At 36.9% G+C, this 21,323-nt stretch carries 15 protein-coding genes and 1 tRNA gene; 9 read left to right on the top strand and 7 right to left on the bottom strand.

What is annotated here, in order from left to right:
* Positions 1-5 precede the first annotated feature (5 nt).
* From aroQ to gpsA, 6 genes are all read left to right on the top strand, one after another.
* A complete protein-coding gene (gene aroQ, locus QHG57_RS02510; RefSeq protein WP_330168504.1) occupies positions 6-458 on the top strand; it encodes a type II 3-dehydroquinate dehydratase in 453 nt (150 codons plus the stop codon).
* Positions 459-589: 131 nt separating this feature from the next.
* A complete protein-coding gene (gene cyoA, locus QHG57_RS02515; protein WP_330168505.1) occupies positions 590-1,561 on the top strand; it encodes a ubiquinol oxidase subunit II in 972 nt (323 codons plus the stop codon).
* A 75-nt stretch (positions 1,562-1,636) separates the two neighbouring features.
* The gene (gene cyoB / locus QHG57_RS02520) at positions 1,637-3,655 is read left to right on the top strand and encodes a cytochrome o ubiquinol oxidase subunit I (RefSeq protein ID WP_330169399.1); all 2,019 of its coding nucleotides are present in this window, start codon (positions 1,637-1,639) and stop codon (positions 3,653-3,655) included.
* Positions 3,652-4,320 carry a cytochrome (ubi)quinol oxidase subunit III gene (locus QHG57_RS02525; RefSeq protein ID WP_330169400.1) on the top strand — a complete coding sequence of 223 codons (669 nt, stop codon included), beginning with the start codon at positions 3,652-3,654 and terminating at the stop codon, positions 4,318-4,320. Before cyoB ends, QHG57_RS02525 begins: the two co-directional genes overlap by 4 nt.
* Positions 4,320-4,868, top strand: coding sequence for a cytochrome o ubiquinol oxidase subunit IV (cyoD, locus tag QHG57_RS02530; RefSeq protein ID WP_330168508.1), 549 nt, complete (start codon positions 4,320-4,322; stop codon positions 4,866-4,868). Before QHG57_RS02525 ends, cyoD begins: the two co-directional genes overlap by 1 nt.
* A gap of 395 nt (positions 4,869-5,263) precedes the next feature.
* Positions 5,264-6,271 carry an NAD(P)H-dependent glycerol-3-phosphate dehydrogenase gene (gene gpsA / locus QHG57_RS02535; RefSeq protein ID WP_330169401.1) on the top strand — a complete coding sequence of 336 codons (1,008 nt, stop codon included), beginning with the start codon at positions 5,264-5,266 and terminating at the stop codon, positions 6,269-6,271.
* A 1,907-nt stretch (positions 6,272-8,178) separates the two neighbouring features.
* On the opposite strand, the gene fabI is transcribed toward gpsA, so the two are convergent.
* The 3 genes from fabI to fabA are packed head-to-tail and all read right to left on the bottom strand — an operon-like array spanning position 8,179 to position 10,834.
* Entirely contained in the window at positions 8,179-8,997 is an 819-nt protein-coding gene (fabI, locus tag QHG57_RS02540) for an enoyl-ACP reductase FabI (protein ID WP_330168510.1), read from the bottom strand.
* A 49-nt stretch (positions 8,998-9,046) separates the two neighbouring features.
* A complete protein-coding gene (gene fabB / locus QHG57_RS02545) occupies positions 9,047-10,267 on the bottom strand; it encodes a beta-ketoacyl-ACP synthase I (RefSeq protein ID WP_330168511.1) in 1,221 nt (406 codons plus the stop codon).
* A gap of 57 nt (positions 10,268-10,324) precedes the next feature.
* Positions 10,325-10,834 (bottom strand): 3-hydroxyacyl-[acyl-carrier-protein] dehydratase FabA, encoded by a 510-nt coding sequence (gene fabA, locus QHG57_RS02550; protein ID WP_012754549.1) that lies wholly within the window; start codon positions 10,832-10,834, stop codon positions 10,325-10,327.
* Between the two features lie 231 nt (positions 10,835-11,065).
* Between fabA and irrA the strand changes: the two genes are divergently transcribed.
* Positions 11,066-11,578: an iron response transcriptional regulator IrrA gene (gene irrA, locus QHG57_RS02555; RefSeq protein WP_330169402.1), complete on the top strand. Its 513-nt coding sequence runs from the start codon at positions 11,066-11,068 to the stop codon at positions 11,576-11,578.
* Between the two features lie 33 nt (positions 11,579-11,611).
* On the opposite strand, the gene QHG57_RS02560 is transcribed toward irrA, so the two are convergent.
* The 4 genes from QHG57_RS02560 to QHG57_RS02575 form a co-directional block, all read right to left on the bottom strand.
* Positions 11,612-12,172 carry an SH3 domain-containing protein gene (locus QHG57_RS02560; RefSeq protein WP_330168513.1) on the bottom strand — a complete coding sequence of 187 codons (561 nt, stop codon included), beginning with the start codon at positions 12,170-12,172 and terminating at the stop codon, positions 11,612-11,614.
* A gap of 1,545 nt (positions 12,173-13,717) precedes the next feature.
* Positions 13,718-13,951, bottom strand: a complete 234-nt coding sequence (rpsU, locus tag QHG57_RS02565) for a 30S ribosomal protein S21 (RefSeq protein WP_330168514.1) — start codon at positions 13,949-13,951, stop codon at positions 13,718-13,720.
* A 186-nt stretch (positions 13,952-14,137) separates the two neighbouring features.
* Positions 14,138-15,811, bottom strand: coding sequence for a formate--tetrahydrofolate ligase (locus tag QHG57_RS02570; RefSeq protein WP_330168515.1), 1,674 nt, complete (start codon positions 15,809-15,811; stop codon positions 14,138-14,140).
* Positions 15,812-16,578: 767 nt separating this feature from the next.
* A tRNA-Arg gene (locus tag QHG57_RS02575) sits at positions 16,579-16,655 on the bottom strand.
* Between the two features lie 361 nt (positions 16,656-17,016).
* Here QHG57_RS02575 and QHG57_RS02580 point away from each other — a divergent pair.
* Positions 17,017-18,156 carry an efflux RND transporter periplasmic adaptor subunit gene (locus QHG57_RS02580; protein ID WP_330168516.1) on the top strand — a complete coding sequence of 380 codons (1,140 nt, stop codon included), beginning with the start codon at positions 17,017-17,019 and terminating at the stop codon, positions 18,154-18,156.
* Positions 18,153-21,287 (top strand): efflux RND transporter permease subunit, encoded by a 3,135-nt coding sequence (locus tag QHG57_RS02585; RefSeq protein ID WP_330169403.1) that lies wholly within the window; start codon positions 18,153-18,155, stop codon positions 21,285-21,287. The genes QHG57_RS02580 and QHG57_RS02585 overlap by 4 nt, the downstream gene beginning before the upstream one ends.
* Positions 21,288-21,323 lie beyond the last annotated feature (36 nt).

The following is a 21,323-nucleotide window of genomic DNA, read 5'->3' on the forward strand; positions in this document are numbered from 1 at the left end:
TTGCTATGTCTGAGATGATAACGATTTTAAATGGTCCTAATTTAAATTTTCTAGGTCAACGTGAGCCAGAAATTTATGGAACTGAAACTCTAGAAGATATTGAAAAAAGATGCAGAGAATGGGCAAAAAAAAATGATATTATAATAAATTTTTATCAAAGTAACTGTGAAGGGCAATTAGTAGCATGGATACAAGAAGCAATAGAGGTAAGTTCTGGATTGATCATTAACCCAGCGGCTTACAGTCATACATCTGTTGCACTTCTTGATGCCCTAAAAATGTTTGCAGGGCCGAAAGTAGAAGTTCATTTATCTCATATTTATCAGCGTGAAGCTTTTCGCCACCATTCTTATACATCTGCAGGTGTAGACGCTATCATAATTGGGTGTGGAGGTGATGGATATTGGTTTGCACTTGAATATATTGCAAAACAATTCAGCAAAACAATTAAATTATGATAGGTTAAAGAGTAAGCGTTTGATAAGAGTAATATAGGCATTGAATTCACTTGATAATTATTTTCAAATCTGTACAATGTAAGGTATATATTTATGACAATTTTTAGTGCATATGACGGGGGTAAATAAAGATGAAAAGCTTTGTTAGACAATTAGAAATGCTTGTGATTTTAGGGGGAGCACTGCTTTTGTCTGGCTGTAAAATTGATGTTATACAGCCATCAGGTTATGTTGCACGTCAACAGCTCATTTTGATAGTTATTTGTGTAGTGGTGATGCTTTGTGTTGTCATCCCAGTTATGGTGAGTGTGGTATTTTTAGCCATAAAATATCGTGCATCGAATATGAAAGCGGACTATTCTCCTGATTGGGCGCATTCAAATAAAATTGAAGCATTGATGTGGGGTATTCCGGTTGTAATTGTAATGGTTTTAGGTTCATTAACAGCTTATTATACTTATAAGCTGGAGCCTACAAATCCTCTTCCAGTGGAAGTTGTAGGTGAAGGAAAACCATTACAGATTGATGCTGTTTCTCTTGATTGGAAATGGCTTTTTATTTATCCTGAATATGGTGTTGCATCGATTAATGAGATTTATGCGCCTGAAGGACGTCAAGTTTTATTGCAATTGACGTCAGAGAATTCTGTCAACGCTTTTTGGGTCCCCAAATTGGGTACAGTTCTTTACGCTATGCCGCAGATGAATGCTAAGTTGCATTTGGTCGCTGAAGAGCAAGGAGTATTCAAAGGAACCTCAGCAAATTACAGCGGTGATGGTTTTTCGAGTATGCGGTTTAAGTGGCATTCTGTGTCTTTGCAGGACTTTGAGGATTGGATTGTAAAAGCTCGGGCTAATGGTCGAGTACTTGATCGTGCATCTTATCGTCAACTTTCTATTGCGCCTCGTATGGGTGATATTGCTGCGAAGGAAAAAGATGCTGAAGTTCGTTATTTTGCACCTGTTGAGAAGCGGCTTTACTATCGTGTTGTTAATCGATGTGTCGATGAAAATACGGTATGTAATGAGGATTTAATGAAGCGTGCTGCTGCTCAGACACTATGGGGTGCATTATGTTCAGTATTTGATCCTGATGTTATTTAAAGGGTCAGTAAAGAAAGAGCCCTTTTAATATAAGGTTTCTTTTAAACTTGAATTTCATTTGAAATGGGTTGAGAAATGTTTGGAAGACTTACAGATCCTACGGCAGGTGCTTTTCACGCACTTGCACATGAGCCGATCGTTTTATATACGTGTATTGCGATTGTTTTGGTTGGTTTAATTGCTGTTGTTGCTCTAACAGCACTTGGGTGGTGGGGGATTTTATGGCGAAATTGGATTACAACTGTTGACCATAAACGCATAGGCATTATGTACATCGTTCTTGGAATTATTATGCTTGTTCGCGGTTTTGCGGACGCACTTATGATGCGAACACATCAAGCGTTAGCTCTTGGGAGTGAAACTGCAGGTTATTTGCCCCCTGACCATTTTGATCAAATTTTTTCGGCGCATGGCACTATCATGATTTTTTTCATGGCGACGCCTATTTTATTTGGTCTTTTTAATTATCTTATACCGCTTCAAATTGGTGCGCGTGATGTTGCTTTTCCCTTTGCAAATAATCTAGGTTTTTGGATTACGGCTGCAGGGGCAATATTGATTAACATATCCCTAGGTGTTGGGAATTTTGGTCGTGGTGGTTGGTTGATGTATCCACCTTTTACAGAATTGCAAACGAGTCCAGATACAGGGGTAGACTATTATTTATGGTCGCTTCAACTTTCTGGTATAGCGACAACAATGGGGGCGGTCAATTTCGTTGCGACTTTGATTAAAATGCGTGCTCCTGGGATGACGATGATGAGAATGCCTGTTTTTTGTTGGAGCGCTTTTGTTAGCAATGTTCTTATTTTAGTTATTTACCCTGTCTTAACTGTAGCATTTGCACTCTTGGCATGCGATCGTTATTTGGGCATGAATTTCTTTTCTAATGTTGGTGGCGGAAATCCAATGGTATGGATTAACTATGTTTGGGTTTTTGGTCATCCTGAGGTTTATGTTTTGGTTGTTCCTGCTTTTGGAATTGTTTCTGAGGTTGTATCAACTTTTTCTTCAAAACGCCTCTTTGGTTACACTTCGATGATATGGGCCATGTTGGTTATTTTGATTCTTTCGCTTCTTGTTTGGGGACATCATTTCTTCACAATGGGTGGCGGTGAAGCTGTGAATACTTTCTTTGGTATTGCGACAATGATTATTGCCGTTCCAACAGGTGTAAAAGTCTTTAATTGGCTGCTAACTATGTATAAGGGGCGGATTCGCTTTGAGCCTCCAATGCTTTGGTGCATGGGAATGATTTTTACATTTGTTGGTGGTGGGTTAACCGGGGTTTTATTATCTATTGTGCCTGCTGATTGGCAGTTTCATAATTCGTTGTTTTTGGTGGCGCATTTCCATCATACAATTATTGGGGGTGTCGTTTTTGCGTACTTAGCAGGGATTGCATTTTGGTTTCCAAAAGTTTTTGGTTATAAACCAAATCGGGCATTGGGTATTGCATCTTTTTGGTGTTGGTTCATTGGTTTTTACCTTGCCTTTTTCCCAGTGTATGCACTTGGTTTAATGGGTGGGACGCGTCGTCTCCAGCATTACATGGAACCTAGTTGGCAACCGATGTTTATGATTGCTGCATTGGGTGCTTTTATTATTTTGCTTGGTATCCTTTGTTTTGTACTGCAAGTTGTTTTGGCGATTTGGTACGGTATCAAACATAAGGGACGTTTACCTGTAACATTAAATGATTCTTGGGGTGATGCACGGACCCTTGAATGGTCTATCTCTTCACCGCCTCCTTCTTACAACTTTGCAATAGTTCCGAAAATACAGTCTGATGACGCTTATTGGAATATGAAGAAAAGTGATTATCAACGTCCTACCAGTGGATTTACAAAAATTCATATGCCATCGAATACATCGGCTGGAATTATTGCGGGATTCTTCTCATTAGTTGTTGGTTTTGCGCTTGTCTGGCATATTTGGTGGCTTGTTGCGGTCGGCTTGATTGGTTTTATTGCAACGCTTGTGTGTCATTCATTAACAGGTGACCATCATGGTTATTATATTCCAGTTGAAGAAGTACAAAAAACTGAAGATGCCTTTACAGCTGTTCTTAAAGAACAAGGAGTGACAGTATGAGTGCAGTAACAATGAATAATGTGAGTGCTGTGGATGAACATCACCATGATAATAGTTCGGTAATGACGTTTGGTTTTTGGATCTATATTCTTTCAGATTTGATCCTGTTTTCGACACTTTTTTCAAGTTTTGCTGTTTTTTCTGCTTCTTATGGTGGTGGTAAGGCGGGCAATGAGTTTATTGATTTAAAATTTGTTTTGGTTGAGACCGCTTTCTTGTTGTTTTCATCCGTCACTTATGGTTTTACAATGGTGCAAGCACATAAAAATAACATCAGTGGTGTGCGTTTATGGATGGCTATTACCTTTGTATTTGGGTGTTGCTTCATTGGGATGGAACTTTACGAATTTCATGAACTTTTGGGTGAGGTCTTTTATTACGATCCAAATGCTTATGCTGGTATTGATCCTGCAACAGGTTTACAGCTTTTTGGACGGGAGATTCTCTCTGCTTATTGGTCAGCATTTTTTGCTTTGGTTGGCACCCATGGACTTCACGTAAGTGTTGGTCTTCTTTGGATGGTTGTGATGTTTTTTCATCTTCGTCGTAATGGCTTGGATCAGAACAATAAAACACGTTTAGCATGCCTTTCCATTTTTTGGCATTTACTTGATATTGTATGGGTTGGTGTTTTCACCATGGTTTATCTATTAGGAGCGTTGTGATGAGCGTGCAAAATGAAACACATGGTCCCAGTACTGGTTCCTATTTGGTTGGCTTTATTCTGGCTGTATTTTTCACTTTGGGTTCTTTTATTCCTGTGATGTATGGGATGATGGAGAGTTGGGCAGTTAGTACAAAGGTTGCGTATCTTATTGGGATGGCGATTATTCAAATTATAGTACAAATTGTTTTCTTTTTGCACTTGAATTCTGGTCCAGATGCCAAGTGGAATTTAAGCGCGTTGTGGTTTGCTGCTATTTGCGTTTTTGTTATTATTGGGGGAACTTGGTGGGCTATTTCTCATTTGAATTATAATATGATGGGTGGCTCAGGACGTGTTATTGAACCGGAAGTATCAAGTAGAGATAATTCTTCAATATCTGAGCAGTTATCAAACAAAGATATATCCGTAAGAAAACAGTCAGAAAAGATACAGAGCTCAGAAATGCCCATGGGGCAGGGGCTAAGTACGCAAACTTCTGTAGATCAAGTTCCTGGTTCGGAAATGCCCATGGGGCAAGACCAAAATGCGCAGTCTCCTATGGAGTAGTTATTAGAAATATCTGTGGAGCTGATGCGGCATGTATCAGCTCTTACAAGGAATTCGTAGGATATTAAAGAGGGGGTAAGTACAAGACATCAGTGAAATGAGTATCATGATTTTGAATGTACTTTTATTTTAAAAGAGAAATCCAGGGGTATTAAGTCAAGCTTTAATTTTTGAGACAAATAGCTCTTTGTAGAATATACAAAAAGTGATATTTATACAATTTACTACAAGAAAGAGAATGTGAAAAACAAGTTTTTATGTTGTGTGAGATAAAAGCTACGAAGCAGTAATGTTTTTATGATTTACAGGATTTATATTAAAGATAGCATTAAAGTTATTTATAAATAATAATATGCATTTGAAATCAAAAACTTAAAGAATAATCAGAAAACTTAATGAAAACCGTTGCAATGACAATTATTGGTGCTGGTTCTTTTGGTACTGCATTAGCCATTGCTCTTGCTCGTAATGGTCATAATGTTTTACTTTGGGGATATAATCCTCAACATATCAAAGAATTACAGGAACAACGTTGTAATCAAGTATATTTACCCGATATTCAATTCCCTGAAAATTTATTACTTGAAGCTTCGCTTGAAACTGCAATAGCAGCAAGTCACAATATATTAATCGCTGTTCCAAGCCATGTATTTCATCAAGTTTTGTATAATATTCAGCCTTATTTAGATCAGCATTCACGCGTTATTTGGGCAACAAAAGGTTTAGAACATGGTACCGGACGTTTTTTACAAGAGGTTGCACGTGAGATTTTAGGTGAAAAAATTCCTTTAGCTGTTTTTTCTGGACCAACTTTTGCTCAAGAACTAGCTATTGGTTGGCCTACTGCAATGACGATAGCAGCTTCTGATGTTGAGTTTGGTAAAGAATTGCAGCAACTTTTTCATTGTGACAAAAGTTTTAGAGTTTATAAAAGTTCAGATATGATTGGTGTTCAATTAGGGGGAGCCGTTAAAAATGTTATTGCTATTGGTGCAGGAATATCAGATGGCATGGGGTTTGGGGCAAATGCACGAATAGCTCTCATAACACGAGGACTGGCTGAAATCAGTCGTTTAGGGGGGGCTATGGGTGCTGAGATTTCCACATTTATGGGAATGACAGGCTTAGGTGATCTGGTTTTGACATGTACTGATAATCAGTCGCGTAATCGCCGTTTTGGAATACTTCTTGGTAAAGGAATAGATATAAAAGAAGCGGAAAAACAAATTGGTCAGGTTGTAGAAGGATACTTAAATACCAAGGAAGTGCATACGTTGGCGCAACGTATTGGAGTAGAAATGCCCATCGTAGAACAAGTTTATCAAATTCTCTATTGTGGTAAAAACATAACTGAAGCGGCGAACACATTACTAAGCCGTACCCTCAAGGATGAAGTACAATGATATCCTGTGTTTTTAAATAATTCCAATTGTAAAAAATAGAAACATGCTATGATAGAAATATAAAATAGATTGTATTGATGCTTGTATAAGACAGTCATATTCCAGCAAATTATAGATTTACATAATGTAATTCTTTATGAAACATAGCTAAATATGAAAGTTTTGGCTTTTGTCTAAGAGCTGTCTCTTTGAAAGTAAATTATCGATTCCATTTACACATGTTTATGTAATGTAATGAACAAGATAGTTTGATTTTCTCTTAAACTCATCTCATAATAATATTTGCAAACAGAATAATACAAGACTCATTAGATAGAAGTATCTTATTTATGTAACTATAAGCTAGAAATATCATTGCTATTATCCAATTTCCAATATTATTTGCCGCGTGTAGCAGCTTTTGTATTTAGATAGGGGCAGGGATATTGCATATCTCTGTTTGTGTAATTCTTTAAAACAAGAAGACAATCTAATTTGAGAAGAAGATGAAATTTTAAAGATGAAAACAAGTTCCCGTCTCTACCATTATTTTTAAATTCAGCCTTACGCCTTTTAAAGGCATCTAAAGCAATATCTTTTAAATAATGGAGATTACCTCACATCTTTATTTTTCTCATTTTTTAACGAAAGCATTTCTCTGATGTATCAGGTAAAATAGAACACCTAAAACAAAACACTACTGCTGTTGTATATTTACTTGCTTGTTTTAAAAAGACCGCTCTTATAAACTCCCAAGCCCAATTCGCAACGGTGATCGTAAATAGTGTAACGATAAAGCCATTGTGTACATCCCCATCTTTACGTTTATAAAAGAAGAAGCCGAGCATCATCATACATCCTTACCAGCCCCCAATGTTGAGACAGCTTTTGGTGCTTGAGGCTGTTCAGTAGAGATATTTACGCTTTTTATTTTCTCACATGTCGATACTGTTTTTTATATGCAAGAAATAATTTTTGGAATTATAAATTTGAAAGTCTAAAATTAAAAAATGTTATTGTACTTGTTTGTGACTGTCATTTAAACTAAAAAATAATGTGATTATGAAGATAAAAAATTGATTTATATGAATAATTCATTTTATTTTTGTATTGAATTAATTAAAAATGTGCGTTTACTTGTCACAAGCGGATTAGTAGGTGGATAAAAATTATTAAAAATACTTCTAATGAATCATCTCAAGCATCAAGGCCTGTTTCAACATTAGAACATGGCAAGTAAAATGATGGTGTTGATTTGTCATTTGTTTAAGCATTCACATAGTGGCGCAAAAAGGATTTTATGTACTTCACAGGGATTTTTTATACGTTCTACAGGGCAACATTGTGAAATAGAATTGTGTGCATTGAGAGATATCTTTTTTAAAAAATGCTATGAAGGAGCAACAGCCATAGTGTTTTTGGGCGTTCTATTTTACCTGATACATCAATGGTATGCTTTCATTAAAGAATAATGGTAGATTAATGATTGATTTCTTTATGCTTTGATATTCTTCCTAAATTAGATTGTATTTGCGTTTCAAGAATAAATCAAACATTAGGTAATATTTTTTCTAATTTGGTATACAAAAGCTGAAGCTAAGGATTTTAATAGCCCTCTAATCTCTGTTTCAAATTGCGATGGCATGAGGGGTGGATATTGCTTTTATAAGCAACAGCAAAAGCGTATGCTTTAGTGAGGTAAATAACCTCATAAAATACAAAATTTATCAACCATGGATTGAAGAAATATTCTGGCTTTTTATAAAATACTTTGCGAAGCAACGCATCATACATCTGGTTTCGTATTCACTTATTCTTACAAACACTTGTACAACGTGCCTTACGTCATATTATTATAAGTCAATACACCGTTATATATTTGAGAAAATACTCAATATCCGACTAAATCACTATGCACATGATTGTTTTTATCCTTCTTGAGCATCGTCACTTTTTTTCAGTTCTTCAAGTATTGGCATAGCCATGATGTTATAGCCTGAATCAACATAATGGATTTCACCTGTAACACCAGATGATAAGTCAGAGAGTAGATAAAGAGCAGATTTTCCAATTTCATGAATCTTTACGGTACGCCGTAAAGGGGCATTACGGCGTTGATGTGAAAATATTGCACGTGCAGCTGCAATACCATTACCTGCTAAAGTTCTAACAGGGCCAGCGGAAATCGCATTAACACGGATATTTTGAGGACCAAAGTCCGCTGCTAAATAACGGACCATAGCTTCTAAAGCTGCTTTAGCAACACCCATGATGTTATAATTAGGCACAACTTGCTGTGAAGCACCATAGGTAAGAGTTAAAAGTGTTCCTCCATTAGGCATAAGCTTACCCGCGCGCTGGGCAATTTCAGTAAAGGAATACGCTGAAATAACCATCGTACGTTGAAAGTTTTCACGTGTTGTAACATCAACGTAACGCCCTTTTAGCTGAGTTTTATCTGAAAAACCAATGGCATGGACAATAAAATCAATAGTTTTCCATTCTTTTTCAAGTTGCTCAAAGACGTAGTCAATATTTTTAATTTTTTCAACATCACACTCTAGCACTAATTTGCAGCCAAGTTTATCTGCTAGAGGCTGAACACGTTTTCCAAAAGCATTTCCTTGATAAGTCAATGCTAATTCAGCTCCTGCTTGTGCGAGCTGACAGGCAATGCCCCAAGCAATTGAATGGTCATTCGCAATTCCCATAATAAGGCCACGTTTGCCCTCCATCAAACCTTTCATATTATTCTCCGTAAGACCTGTACTTTTTTCAATTACTAAGAACTTTTGTTTATATATAGCGTTGGAAAACAAGCGTTGCATTGGTCCCGCCAAAGCCAAAAGTATTTGACAATACGGTATTCAGTTGTTGATGATCACGTCGTTCACGAACGATTGGCATATCAGCAAAAGCTGGATCAAGTTCTTCAATATGAGCACTTTCACAAATAAAATTATGATTCATCATTAACAATGTATAGATTGCTTCGTGAACACCTGCTGCTCCCAAGGAATGTCCTGTTAGAGATTTGGTAGCAGAAATAGGGGGGCATTGATCACCTACTCCAAAGACACGACGGATAGCTTCTATTTCAGGAGGATCACCAACAGGAGTTGCTGTAGCATGGGGATTGATATAATCAATTTTATTATTGACTGTTACAAGGGCCATGCGCATGCACCGTTCCGCTCCCTCTCCTGATGGGGCAACCATATCATGTCCATCGGATGTCGCACCGTATCCAACAATTTCTCCGTAGATTTTTGCACCACGTGCTTTAGCAAGTTCTAAATCTTCAAGGACTAAAACGCCAGCTCCTCCAGCAATGACAAAACCATCACGATTAACATCATAAGCACGTGAAGCTTTGTGAGGGATGTCATTATATCTGCTGGACATAGCGCCCATAGCATCGAATAAAACAGAGAGTGTCCAATCCAAATCTTCGCAGCCACCCGCAAAAACGCGCTTCTGTTTACCATATTGAATCATTTCGTAAGCATTACCAATACAATGATTGGAGGTAGCACAAGCTGAAGAGATTGAATAATTGATTCCCTTTATTTTAAAGAAAGTTGCTAATGTTGCAGATGCTGTAGAGCTCATCGCTTTAGGGACAATAAAAGGTCCAACACGTTTTGGACCTTTTTGGCGTGTAATATCAGCAGCCTCAACGATTGACTGAGTTGAAGCACCTCCAGAGCCCATAATAATACCCGTGTGTTCATTCGATACTTCATGCGGCTCTAGACCCGCATCAGCAATTGCCTGATCCATGGCGATGTGATTCCATGCTGTTCCACGCCCATGAAAACGTAGAGCACGGCGATCTATGAGTTCTTCTATATTAATATCGGGTTTGCCGTAAACTCTGCTACGAAAGCCTAATTCGGCATATTGAGGTGCGTAAGAAATTCCGGATTTTGCTTCACGTAAACTGGCTAAAACAGCTCCAGGGTTATTTCCGATCGCGGAGACAATTCCCATTCCGGTTACAACAACTCGACGCATTCACACCTCCTCGTTCCATACAGAATAGTAAAAAGTTCTTTCTGATGGAAATAACGTTCAATCTTCTTTGAATAAAGCAACGCGTAAATCATTTGCCTTATAAATAGTCTCTCCATCTGCTTTTAGCCACCCATCAGCTATTCCTAAGACTAAATTTCCACGTCGAATACGCTTAAAATCTATTTCATATTCAAGAATTTTTGTTTGTGGAGTTACCATCCCTGATAACTTTACTTCACCTGTTGATATCGCTCTACCTTTTCCTGGTTCGCCTAGCCAACCAAGAAAAAAACCTGTTAATTGCCACATACCATCCAATCCGAGACATCCTGGCATGACGGGATCACCTATAAAGTGACAATTAAAGAACCACAGATCTGGTGTAATGTCAAATTCGGCGCGAACCATTCCTTTATCGTATTTACCATCAGTTTCACTAATTTGAGTGATTCGATGAATCATCAACATTGGTGGTGCTGGCAATTGCGCATTACCTCTACCAAACATTTCGCCGCGAGCGCAGCTTAGAAGCTCTTCATAAGTGTAGCGAGACTTTTGTTCAGCCATTGTTACTCCATTTATTTGCATATATCTTTATTTCTGCGCTTTTCCCAACCTACTTTTAGAGCAAATTTTAAAGAGAGGGAAATGATTTTATATCATTTTTAATGACAAAAGCCCTTTTTTATGTATTCTACATAGGTAATTATTTAAAAATCAAATACAAGATTACACCATACTATTCCCATTTTTTCGTATTTTGGTCTTATTTAGCGGGAATATATTTGGGTTTGTAATATGTCAGTGAGTGCAGACAATTTAGATATGAATGAAGAGCAACAGTTCACAAAAGAGTGTGGAAAAATTGAGCAGTATTATTCCATTTCTATGTTAGAAAAACGTTTGCGTCAAAATGGTCTGCGTCCAACACGTCAGCGGTTGGAACTTGCACATATGATTTTTTCTCAAGGAAATCGTCATATTACTGCTGAAGAGCTCTATGAGGAAGCGGTGAGGGCAGGTGTACCTGTATCTTTAGCAACGGTTTATAATACGCTTCATCAATTTACGGAAGCAGGATTGTTACGGATTATTGCCGTAGAAGGATCAAAAACTTGGTTTGATACCAATACCTCTGATCACTACCATTTTTATATAGAAGGCGAAAATCGTATTCTTGATATTCCTTACAATTTGGAAGAAGCTCCCATTATTAGAAATTTGCCCAAGCCACCAGAAGGTATGGAAATTTCACATGTTGATTTGATCGTGCGATTGAAACCAAAAAATCAATCTTGTGATAGGCAATGAGGAATAAAAATTAAACTTGAAAAGTTTGAGCGTTCACCAGCTTTTTACTTTTTCATCAGGATAGACCCCCCATAACTGGGGTTGCTGAAGCCATCCGCGCGTATTATTAATGTTTAGTTCGCACCATTGTCCATCGCATTGGCGGATATTACCAATGACATTAGGTTCTACTTCCGCCACAAGTTCTGCGTTGTCGGTGGGCTGTTTTCGTAGCATCAGCCTTTTTGTTTTATCTTTTTGCCACGGAATAGTTATAGCGGTTCGCTTTCCCGATAAAAGCGATTGAAACACCCACCCCTCATCACCTTCTGCATCACGAATTTTGCGCCATTGATCATATTCTTGGATGATTTCAATAGGCAAGCCCTTCTTTTTGTAGATAAAAATGATAGAATAATTGCTTCCTGGTCCGACGCGTACATTAACGCTGGTGGGTTTAATCGAAGCAAATCGCGGAAGTGGTAAACCACTGGGCCCTAAATTGTTATTAAATGTTTGTGCGTGCAACAAATGAGGTGAACCCAATACAATGACTGTTGCTATTAAGATACATGATGCACGTATTGAAACGCGAAACCAACGAGAATTTTGCACACTGAACTCCTTTATTTCGTCATATATTGGAAATTTAAAATCTGAAAGAGAAGACTAGAAACAGATAAAAATTATGACATATCGCTCGTTAAAGAGATCTAAACAATGAAAAAATTGTTACGAGAATAGCAAAATAAGGAAAACAAAACTTTGTATTTCTTAGTGCTTAGCTTGTTTATGAGGGGATATATATAAATAAACATTGGATTTTTGTGTAGCTGTACGCGTGATAAAACAGTAAAGTATGCTGGGCCATAGCAGTTTTTGTACAGAAAATTAGGGTTAAAGTATTGTGCACCTCTTTTCTGAGTTTGTATTTCGAAGTAAAAGTACATGTATACATATTATGAACAAAGAGCTGTTCAGTAAAGGGTTATCGTGTGGATTGAAAAGAAGTTTTGAATGGACAAAATAATACGATAAATAAAACATTTAAACGCAAAAATATGAGAAACATTAGAGAGTAGATTGATTTATGAAGGGCTAATTTTAACAGGACAGTTTTTCGTAATGATCCATTTTATAAAATTTGCTATACTATAATCTTATGCCATGATAATGCATATCCATATCCATATCCATATCCATATGGTAGATAAGCTGGCTCCAGCATTCTATTTACCAACTCTCAATGTTATGCAGTTCTTATTATCTATGGCGTTCATAGGAAGCATTTTTATTTTTTCCTTAAATAGCTTTTATTCTATTTGCATATTAACCCTACTTATTATGTACAAGAAAATAATCTTGATTGATTCAATATAAGAAGGTGTTGAGAAACTTTACGTTATTCAGAATTATTACTTAGTATGAAAAACGATTACTTATGATGATAAATCAAGGCGTTAAAAACTTTAATTCGTTATTTAAATTGTAAAAATATTTTCCTCAAAAATGGTAATAAAAGGTACATTCATCCATATTAAAATACAGTGTTTTCTCTGTTTATTGTCAATTTTTTTCTCTAACTCAGTATAGAAGAAATTTGTTAAAAAAAAGAATCTGTAGTGCAGTGGTTGAAATTCGTCATCCTTTAGAGAGATAGAGTCAAAAGATATAAAAAGTTATAAAATTATATCATTTTGTTACATAACTGAAGGGAAAGAGGATTATGCATTTGATATCATATTTTTACACACAATCGCATATTGTGATAGTTATTTTTGTTTTGTAATCTGACCTAGGATGTTCGAAAGATGTAGAATATTTAATGAAAAAAAGAAAATCATCAGAAATTTGTACATAAGAAACAGTTATTTAAGAGATATCAAGAAAGAGAAAAATTATAGCGAAAGGTGATAATAAAACACCTTACACTCAATTCACATAGGAACAAGTCGCTTAAATATCTTAAAGTGTAATTTGTTATCTGTTTTTTGAAATATAAGAATGAAACAAAACCATTCTATGACAAAAACCTTATTATTCAGATAACTAACATCGCACACGAAAACCATACACAAACAATTTATTGCAATCGCCTATGAGGATGAAATTTTCCGGAAGCTTGTTTCTATTGCTTATGTAATTACATAATAAAGTATATTACTTCACTGCAACAGCTCGTCCGTTACTAACAAAACCTTCTCTTTGCGCACGCTTACGAGCAAGCTTACGTGTACGCCGAATAGCCTCAGCTTTCTCACGAGCACGCCTCTCAGATGGCTTCTCATAATAAGTACGCATTTTCATTTCACGGAAGATACCTTCACGCTGCATCTTTTTTTTCAACGCACGGAGCGCTTGGTCAACATTATTATCACGAACGAGTACTTGCACTATCTATCCTGCTCTTTTCAGTGTCATAAATGATAGGAAAAACCTACGTCCTTTTAAAGGCATATCCAAAAGGACAAGCACTTATATCATATAAATAAGATATTTGTCTATATCGCTTTTTAAAATTCTATTCTTTTTGCAATAAAACGCTTTTTATAATGAATGATAGAGTTTACAGTTATAAATTTATGAAAGTCCTTGTATTTGATCATTTTTATCAAGCTGAATTTTTTCAGCCGTGGGATAATGGGGTAGTCCCGGCATGGTCATAACATCTCCACAAATGACAACAATAAAGCCGGCTCCCGCACAGAGACGAACTTCTCGTACGGGAATTTCAAAATCAACAGGAGCACCATATTGCTTGGGATCAGAAGAAAAAGAATAAGGTGTTTTTGCCATACAAATAGGGTAGGCGCCAAAACCTTCTTTTTCCCAAGATTCAAGTTGTTTGAGAATAGGAGCTGAGATGATGGCGCTACGTCCACCGTATAGCTTTGTTATAATACAATTAATTTTTTGAACGAGTGGAATATTATCTTGATATAAAACTTTAAAATGAGAATGTTTTTCTTCAATCAAGGTAACGAGTTCTTGTGCAAGTTCTATGGCGCCTTTTCCACCTTGTTCCCAATGTTTACAGATAATAGCTTTATGCCCAGTTGTTGCAACTATTTTTTGTAATGTTTTTATTTCAGCATCGCTATCGCTGTCAAAATGATTGATAGCCACAACACAAGGGATATCGTAGTGCTCCATGTTTTTAATATGTCGTAAAAGATTGGCAGCTCCCTTTTGTAAAGCGGTAATATTCTCTTCTTTGAGATTATTTTTATCCACACCACCATTCATTTTTAATGCGCGAATTGTTGCGACAATCACTGTAGCATTTGGTGCAATGCCTGCTTGTCGACATTTAATGTTGAAGAATTTCTCTGCTCCAAGATCTGCTCCAAATCCTGCTTCTGTGACAACATAATCGGCGAGTTTTAAGGCAGTTTTTGTTGCTACAACTGAATTACAGCCGTGAGCAATGTTGGCAAAAGGTCCTCCGTGGACAAGAACAGGGTTATTTTCAATTGTTTGTACAAGATTAGGTTGCATAGCATCTTTAAGAAGAACTGTCATTGCACCTTCTGCGTTGAGATCAGCAGCTGTCACGGGCGTTTTATCATAACGATAGGCAATAATAATTTTTTTGAGTCTTTGCGTAAGATTTTCTAGATTTTCGGCAAGACAAAAAATAGCCATAATTTCTGATGCAACAGTAATATCAAAACCTGTTTGACGTGGAAAACCATTGGTTATCCCGCCCAATGAAATGACGATATCGCGCAATGCACGGTCATTCATGTCAAGGACTCGTTTCCAAACGATGCGGCGTGAATCAATATTTAGAGCATTACCCCAGTAAATATGGTTATCTATCATTGCAGCAAGAAGATTATGAGCGGCAGTAATGGCATGGAAATCGCCAGTAAAATGTAAGTTAAGGTCATCCATCGGTACGATTTGGGCATAACCACCTCCAGCAGCACCACCTTTTATACCAAAACAGGGGCCTAAAGATGGTTCTCTCAAGGCAGCTATTGTTTTTTTTCCAATGAGATTGAGTGCATCATTTAGTCCAACAGTTGTCGTTGTTTTTCCTTCTCCAGCAGGCGTTGGATTGATTGCGGTGACGAGGATAAGTTTACCATCTGGATTTTTATTCAGTGATTTTATATATGCAGAAGAAATTTTAGCTTTGTCATTTCCATAAGGAATGAGATTTTCATGTGCAATACCAATTTTTTGCGCAATTTCAGTGATGTGTTTTTTTTGAGCAGTGCGAGCAATTTCAATATCTGTTTTAGGCATAGAAAAATTCTTTAAACTGAGCTTTTATTAATGTTTGGGATCTGTACCCCATGGATTAATTAGAAGAATTCATAGAGAACAGAAAGTATTAAGATATCATAGAAGTCGATGATATGTTGTGCAAGAGCTAATGTTAAAGAAGCACAAGAAGAGTTTTATTGTTTTTTAGGAAAAAGAATCTCTTTTCTTTTAAGCAGTAAAAATATGTTTAATTCAATTAAAAACATTTCGAAAAAAGCTTTGGTTTGCAACAAAATGCTGATGATATTAATGGATATCATAAGTGTTATGGTGGTACGTTTGAGAAGTAGTTTATTTGTTATTTTCCAATAACACTTTGAAAAAGTTTTACATGGTGGTAAACCAGAATTTATGATGGGACATTTGAAGTCCCTCTTAAGATGAAACTGTCAGAAATAAAATATTCAGAAGCATCCAGTTGTGGAAAAGTTAGAAATAAGCACATAAAAATTATCTAACTGATTAAAGCGTATAATCTGGAAGAGACCAAAAACAAGCGCATAGATTGAAAAAAGAAAATCAAGAGCACACGCTACTCATGCAATCGCTACGATTATTAGCTAATAAAAGCGCCTTGGGGCTGAATTGAAGGACTTATAACATCTCATTCTAGCAAAATGGTTAAAGAAACGACTCACAACAGAACGAAATAACAAAATACAAAAAAATCAAAGATGGGTAAAAATATCAGAAAATAAAGAATTTAAAGCGCCTGAATTTAATAAGGAAGGTATTATATTGATAGATGGCGCACCCGAAGAGATTCGAACTCCTGACCCCCAGATTCGTAGTCTGGTGCTCTATCCAGCTGAGCTACGGGTGCAAAAATTTTTAAATTGTCTAAGACAAAGGGTTCCTAATCGTTTCATTAAAGAAATGCAAGTGAAACTTGGGGTGTCATAAAAAAAATCTCTCTTTTTTATAAGATATTTTAAAAAAGGATATAATATATTATGGTTTCAGTTGGTTTTGATATGATCATTTTTTTGTTGTGATCGTACAAAGCAATATGAACGATAGTTAACTTGACGTTTTAATCTATGAAAGATAGTCAAGCAGAGATGAGATGTGTTTTTTGCGGTGGGGGGTGAGATATGTGCACCCACTGTTTGTTTTTTGTGTAAAACGCCGATATTACTGTTGAAAACTATTTCAGATGAACATGACACAGCAAGGGTGGATGTATGGTGTTATTAAAAAAGAGCTTTCCATTGGTGTTTTTAATCGTCGTTTTAACGGTTACTTATTGGACTGGAAAAAAGAGTGTAGAACATCCCATTTCTATGGTGGATAAAACAAGAGTATCGTATAAAGCTTCAAAGGAAAAAATGGGAAGACCACCGGTGAATGTTGTCGTTGATCTTGTAAAAAATCAAGATTTTTATGAACAGCTTAACGTTCTTGGGAGTGGAAAAGCTCTTGCAGAAGTCGAGCTTACCCCTTTATCCTCAGGTGTCATTGATAAGCTTTTTGTATCAGCTGGTACAAAAGTACAAGTCGATGATGTGATTGCAAAGCTTGATTCTAAAAAAGAGGAAGTAGCGGTTGCAAAAGCAAAAGTACAACGTGATAATAATGCGTTAACGCTTTCGCGCATTCTTAAATTACGGGACAGCAATACAGCAACGGAAGTTCAAGAAATTACGGCACGCTTAGAGTTGGATAACGCAAATTTAGTTTTGCGTAATGCTGAATTAGATCTCGATCGGCGAACAATTCGTGCACCGATTTCTGGAGTTGTTGGTATTTTGCCCGTTGATGTGGGGAATAATGTGACTCTTAATACTGTAATAGGCCGTATTGAGAATAGAGAACGTATTTTGGTCGATATATGGGCCCCTGAACGGTATGTGTCGCGCATCCATAAAGGAGATGAGGTAACGGCAACATTAACCGCGCAGCCAGATAAATCTTTTGTTGGTCATATTTATGCGGTTGATAATATTGTTGATCCAGAAAGTCGTACGCTTCATACTCAGGTTGAAATCAATAATGAAAAAGATACGCTCATGTCTGGTATGTCTTTTTCTGTTGTATTGCAATTTCATGGTGGTTCTTTTCCTGTCGTTAATCCTCTTGCGGTTCAATGGAATAGTAAAGGGTCATTCGTTTGGCGTGTGAGAGAAGGAAAAGTAGAGTCTATTCCCGTATCAATTATTCAGCATAAAGCGGATCAGGTTTTCGTGAAAGCTCCCCTAGAAAATGGTGATCAAGTTGTCATTCAAGGGGTGCAAATGCTTTATCCAGGAAGTAAAGTAACTATTGATGATCCAAAGTTCCATCAACAGCAATTATCAGCAGTTTATGGAACGGATATACAATGAGCCAAGAATTAAGCACAAAACAGCCTATGTCAAAGGTGGAGCAAGGTGGTCTCATTGCCTTATTTATTCGCAGACCAGTTTTTACTTTTGTTTTAAATGCTATGATCATCATTGCAGGATTTGCAGCATGGTTGAATGTTGATGTAAGAGAATTACCCGATGTTGATACTCCAGTAACAACGATTGTGACGATGTTTTCTGGTGCGTCAGCAGAAACCATTGATCGTGAAGTAACAAAAGTTATAGAAGATGCTGTTTCTCGTGTTTCAGGTGTTAAGACGATTTCTTCAACATCTTCTTTTGGACGCTCTCGTGTGCAGATTAATTTTAATGTCGGAGTTGATTTGAATGTAGCGGCATCTGATATTCGTGATGCTCTGTCTCGTATTGCTTATTCTTTACCAAAAAATGCAGATTCTCCTTTGATCATTAAAGCAGATTCGAATGCTGCTGCCATGATGTATTTGGTTGTGACATCACCAACAATGAGTATTGATGATTTAACAACGATTGTAAACGATCAGATTGTTGATGCAATTTCTGCTGTTGATGGTGTAGGTGATGTACAGGTTGATAGTGCTCGCACAAAGATTTTTCAGATTGATATAGATCAAGCAAAACTTGCAAGTTATGGATTAACTGTAGCAGATATTTCACGTGTTCTTGCTGATATGACAACGGATGTGCCAGTAGGATCATTTCGCAATTCTAAGCAAACTTTAGTTGTCCGTGCTACTGCACGTTTAACAACACCAGAATCTTTTGAACAAGTTGTTTTAAAGCCTCATGTGCATCTTGGTGATGTTGCGCATGTTACTTTATCGCCGGATATAGAAACGGTTATTCTTCGTATCAATGGAAAGACAGGTATTGGATTAGGTATTGTGCGTAAAGCGCAGTCCAATACTCTTAATATTTCTCAAGGTGTAAGAGCCGTTGTTGATAATCTCAAAAGTACTGTTCCTTCTTCTGTGCATATAGACGTTATTAATGACGATGCAATTTTTATTAAAAGTGCCCTTCATGAGGTTGAGGTTGCGTTGGTCATTGCTATTTTGAGTGTTATCTTAGTCATTTTTCTTTTTCTCAGAGACATTCGTGTAACACTGATACCTGCTTTATCTCTTCCTGTTGCTTTGATTGGTACCATTGCAGCTATTTATCTTGTAGGGTTTTCATTGAATATTCTCACATTTTTAGGACTTGTTTTAGCAACAGGGCTTGTTGTGGATGATGCCATTGTTGTTCTGGAAAATATTGTTCGATGGCGCAATATGGGGTTAGGTTCTAGAGCTGCAGCGGTGATAGGAACACGTGAAGTTTTTTTTGCTGTTGTTGCAACAACATTGACTTTAGTGGCTGTATTTGTTCCTATTTCCTTTCTTCCTGGGCAAGTTGGAGGGCTTTTTAGAGAATTTGGTTTTGTTTTGGCAATTTCTATTTTGCTTTCTTCAATTGTTGCTTTAACGCTTTGTCCCATGTTGGCTTCACGTTTTCTCAAAGAACATATTGAGGAGAAAGAAGAAAAGGCCCATCATTTTACTTTTTTATATAAATTAGGTACTTTTTTTCATAAGGCATATACTTACAGTTTGCATAAGTGTTTAGAAAAGCCTTGGTCTGTTGTTTTTGCTTCACTTATTTTTGCGTGTCTTTGTGTTGGAGGCTATATGAAGCTGCAACAGGAATTAACCCCAGCAGAAGATAGAGCTCTTATCTTTTTGGTCATTAATGGACCACAAGGTATTTCAACACAATATTTGAACGAGCAGGTAGAGAAAATTGAAGCAAGTCTACAGCCATTACGTGATGCAGGGGAGATTGCTAACAGTTACTCTATCGCGGGTATTGGTGGTTCACCCAATACTGCTTTTTTAGTTTTATTGCTTTCATCTTGGGATGAACGTTTACGTAGTCAGCAAGAAATTGTGAAGGATGTTAATGCAAAGGTTAGACAGTTTCCGGCAGTTTTTGTGTTTGCTGCGCAGGGAAATTCTCTAGGAGTGAGAGGAACTGGGCAAGGGTTACAGTTTGCAATTCTTGGTAATGATTACGCAACACTACAACCCATTGCTGATAAGCTGGTGAGTGCTTTACAAGATGATCGGCGTTTTATTCGTCCACGTCTTACTGTTGACGCAACACAACCACAGTTTTTTATTGAAATCAATCGAAAAAAAGCCTCCGATTTAGGGATTGATATCACCAATTTGGGCGATACATTACAAGCAATGTTGGATGGTAAAAAGATTGGTTCCATTAACGTGGATGATCATTCTTACGATGTTAAATTGATATCGCGTAAAAATCCTATGAAGAGTCCTAGTGATTTAGAAAATATTTTCTTAAAGACTAAAGACAATCGATATGTCCCTTTATCGGTTATCGCGCATTTACATGAAAAAGCTATCGCTCCCCAATTAAAACGGGAGAAACACATGAGCGCTGTTATTTTAAGCGCAAATCTTGCTCCAGGTATCGCTTTAGGGGAAGCTTACCAAACTGTACAGAAAATTTCTTCTCCTTTGTTATCGAAAGGAATCTACGTAGTTCCCTTAGGGGAAGCTGAAACGCTTAATGAAACATCTTCTAATTTTATGATTGTTTTTGGCATTGCCTTTTTGATTATTTTATTGATTTTGGCTGCTCAGTTTGAAAGCTTTATTTCAGGGTTTATTATCATGGCCACGGTTCCATTAGGGATTGGTTGTGCTGTAATTGCTATGTTATTAAGTGGTGTGAGTCTTAATATTTACAGCCAAATTGGATTAATTTTATTAATTGGTGTTATGGCAAAAAATGGTATTCTCATTGTTGAATTTGCAGATCAATTACGGGATCAGGGAAGAAACGTGCGTGAAGCCGTAGAAGAAGCAGCAAATATTCGACTTCGTCCAGTTTGTATGACAATGATTTGTGCCATTTTAGGAGGTATTCCTTTGGTTTTAGCCAAAGGTGCTGGTGCAGAAGCTCGTATAGCTTTAGGTTGGGTTATCGTTGGTGGTTTAGGTTTAGCAACTATTTTTACGCTTTATGTCACACCGGTTGTTTATCTTTTTTTGGGGCGTTTTATAAGACCAAAAGCAGAAGAAGATTTACGCTTAACAAAAGAACTCAATCAAGTTAAATGATGTATCTGATAGAAAAGATTTGAAAGTTTATTCTTG

The organism is Bartonella grahamii subsp. shimonis (assembly GCF_036327415.1).
Taxonomy (GTDB): Bacteria; Pseudomonadota; Alphaproteobacteria; order Rhizobiales; family Rhizobiaceae; genus Bartonella; species Bartonella shimonis.

Excerpts from the sequence above, each read along its gene's own strand:
- fabA (WP_012754549.1), bottom strand. The coding sequence starts at position 10,834 with ATGGCTGAACAAAAGTCTCGCTACACTTATGAAGAGCTTCTAAGCTGC.
- cyoB (WP_330169399.1), top strand. The coding sequence starts at position 1,637 with ATGTTTGGAAGACTTACAGATCCTACGGCAGGTGCTTTTCACGCACTT.
- QHG57_RS02580 (WP_330168516.1), top strand. The coding sequence starts at position 17,017 with ATGGTGTTATTAAAAAAGAGCTTTCCATTGGTGTTTTTAATCGTCGTT.
- cyoA (WP_330168505.1), top strand. The coding sequence starts at position 590 with ATGAAAAGCTTTGTTAGACAATTAGAAATGCTTGTGATTTTAGGGGGA.
- fabB (WP_330168511.1), bottom strand. The coding sequence starts at position 10,267 with ATGCGTCGAGTTGTTGTAACCGGAATGGGAATTGTCTCCGCGATCGGA.
- cyoD (WP_330168508.1), top strand. The coding sequence starts at position 4,320 with ATGAGCGTGCAAAATGAAACACATGGTCCCAGTACTGGTTCCTATTTG.
- irrA (WP_330169402.1), top strand. The coding sequence starts at position 11,066 with ATGTCAGTGAGTGCAGACAATTTAGATATGAATGAAGAGCAACAGTTC.
- QHG57_RS02585 (WP_330169403.1), top strand. The coding sequence starts at position 18,153 with ATGAGCCAAGAATTAAGCACAAAACAGCCTATGTCAAAGGTGGAGCAA.
- QHG57_RS02525 (WP_330169400.1), top strand. The coding sequence starts at position 3,652 with ATGAGTGCAGTAACAATGAATAATGTGAGTGCTGTGGATGAACATCAC.
- QHG57_RS02570 (WP_330168515.1), bottom strand. The coding sequence starts at position 15,811 with ATGCCTAAAACAGATATTGAAATTGCTCGCACTGCTCAAAAAAAACAC.
- aroQ (WP_330168504.1), top strand. The coding sequence starts at position 6 with ATGTCTGAGATGATAACGATTTTAAATGGTCCTAATTTAAATTTTCTA.
- fabI (WP_330168510.1), bottom strand. The coding sequence starts at position 8,997 with ATGAAAGGTTTGATGGAGGGCAAACGTGGCCTTATTATGGGAATTGCG.
- gpsA (WP_330169401.1), top strand. The coding sequence starts at position 5,264 with ATGAAAACCGTTGCAATGACAATTATTGGTGCTGGTTCTTTTGGTACT.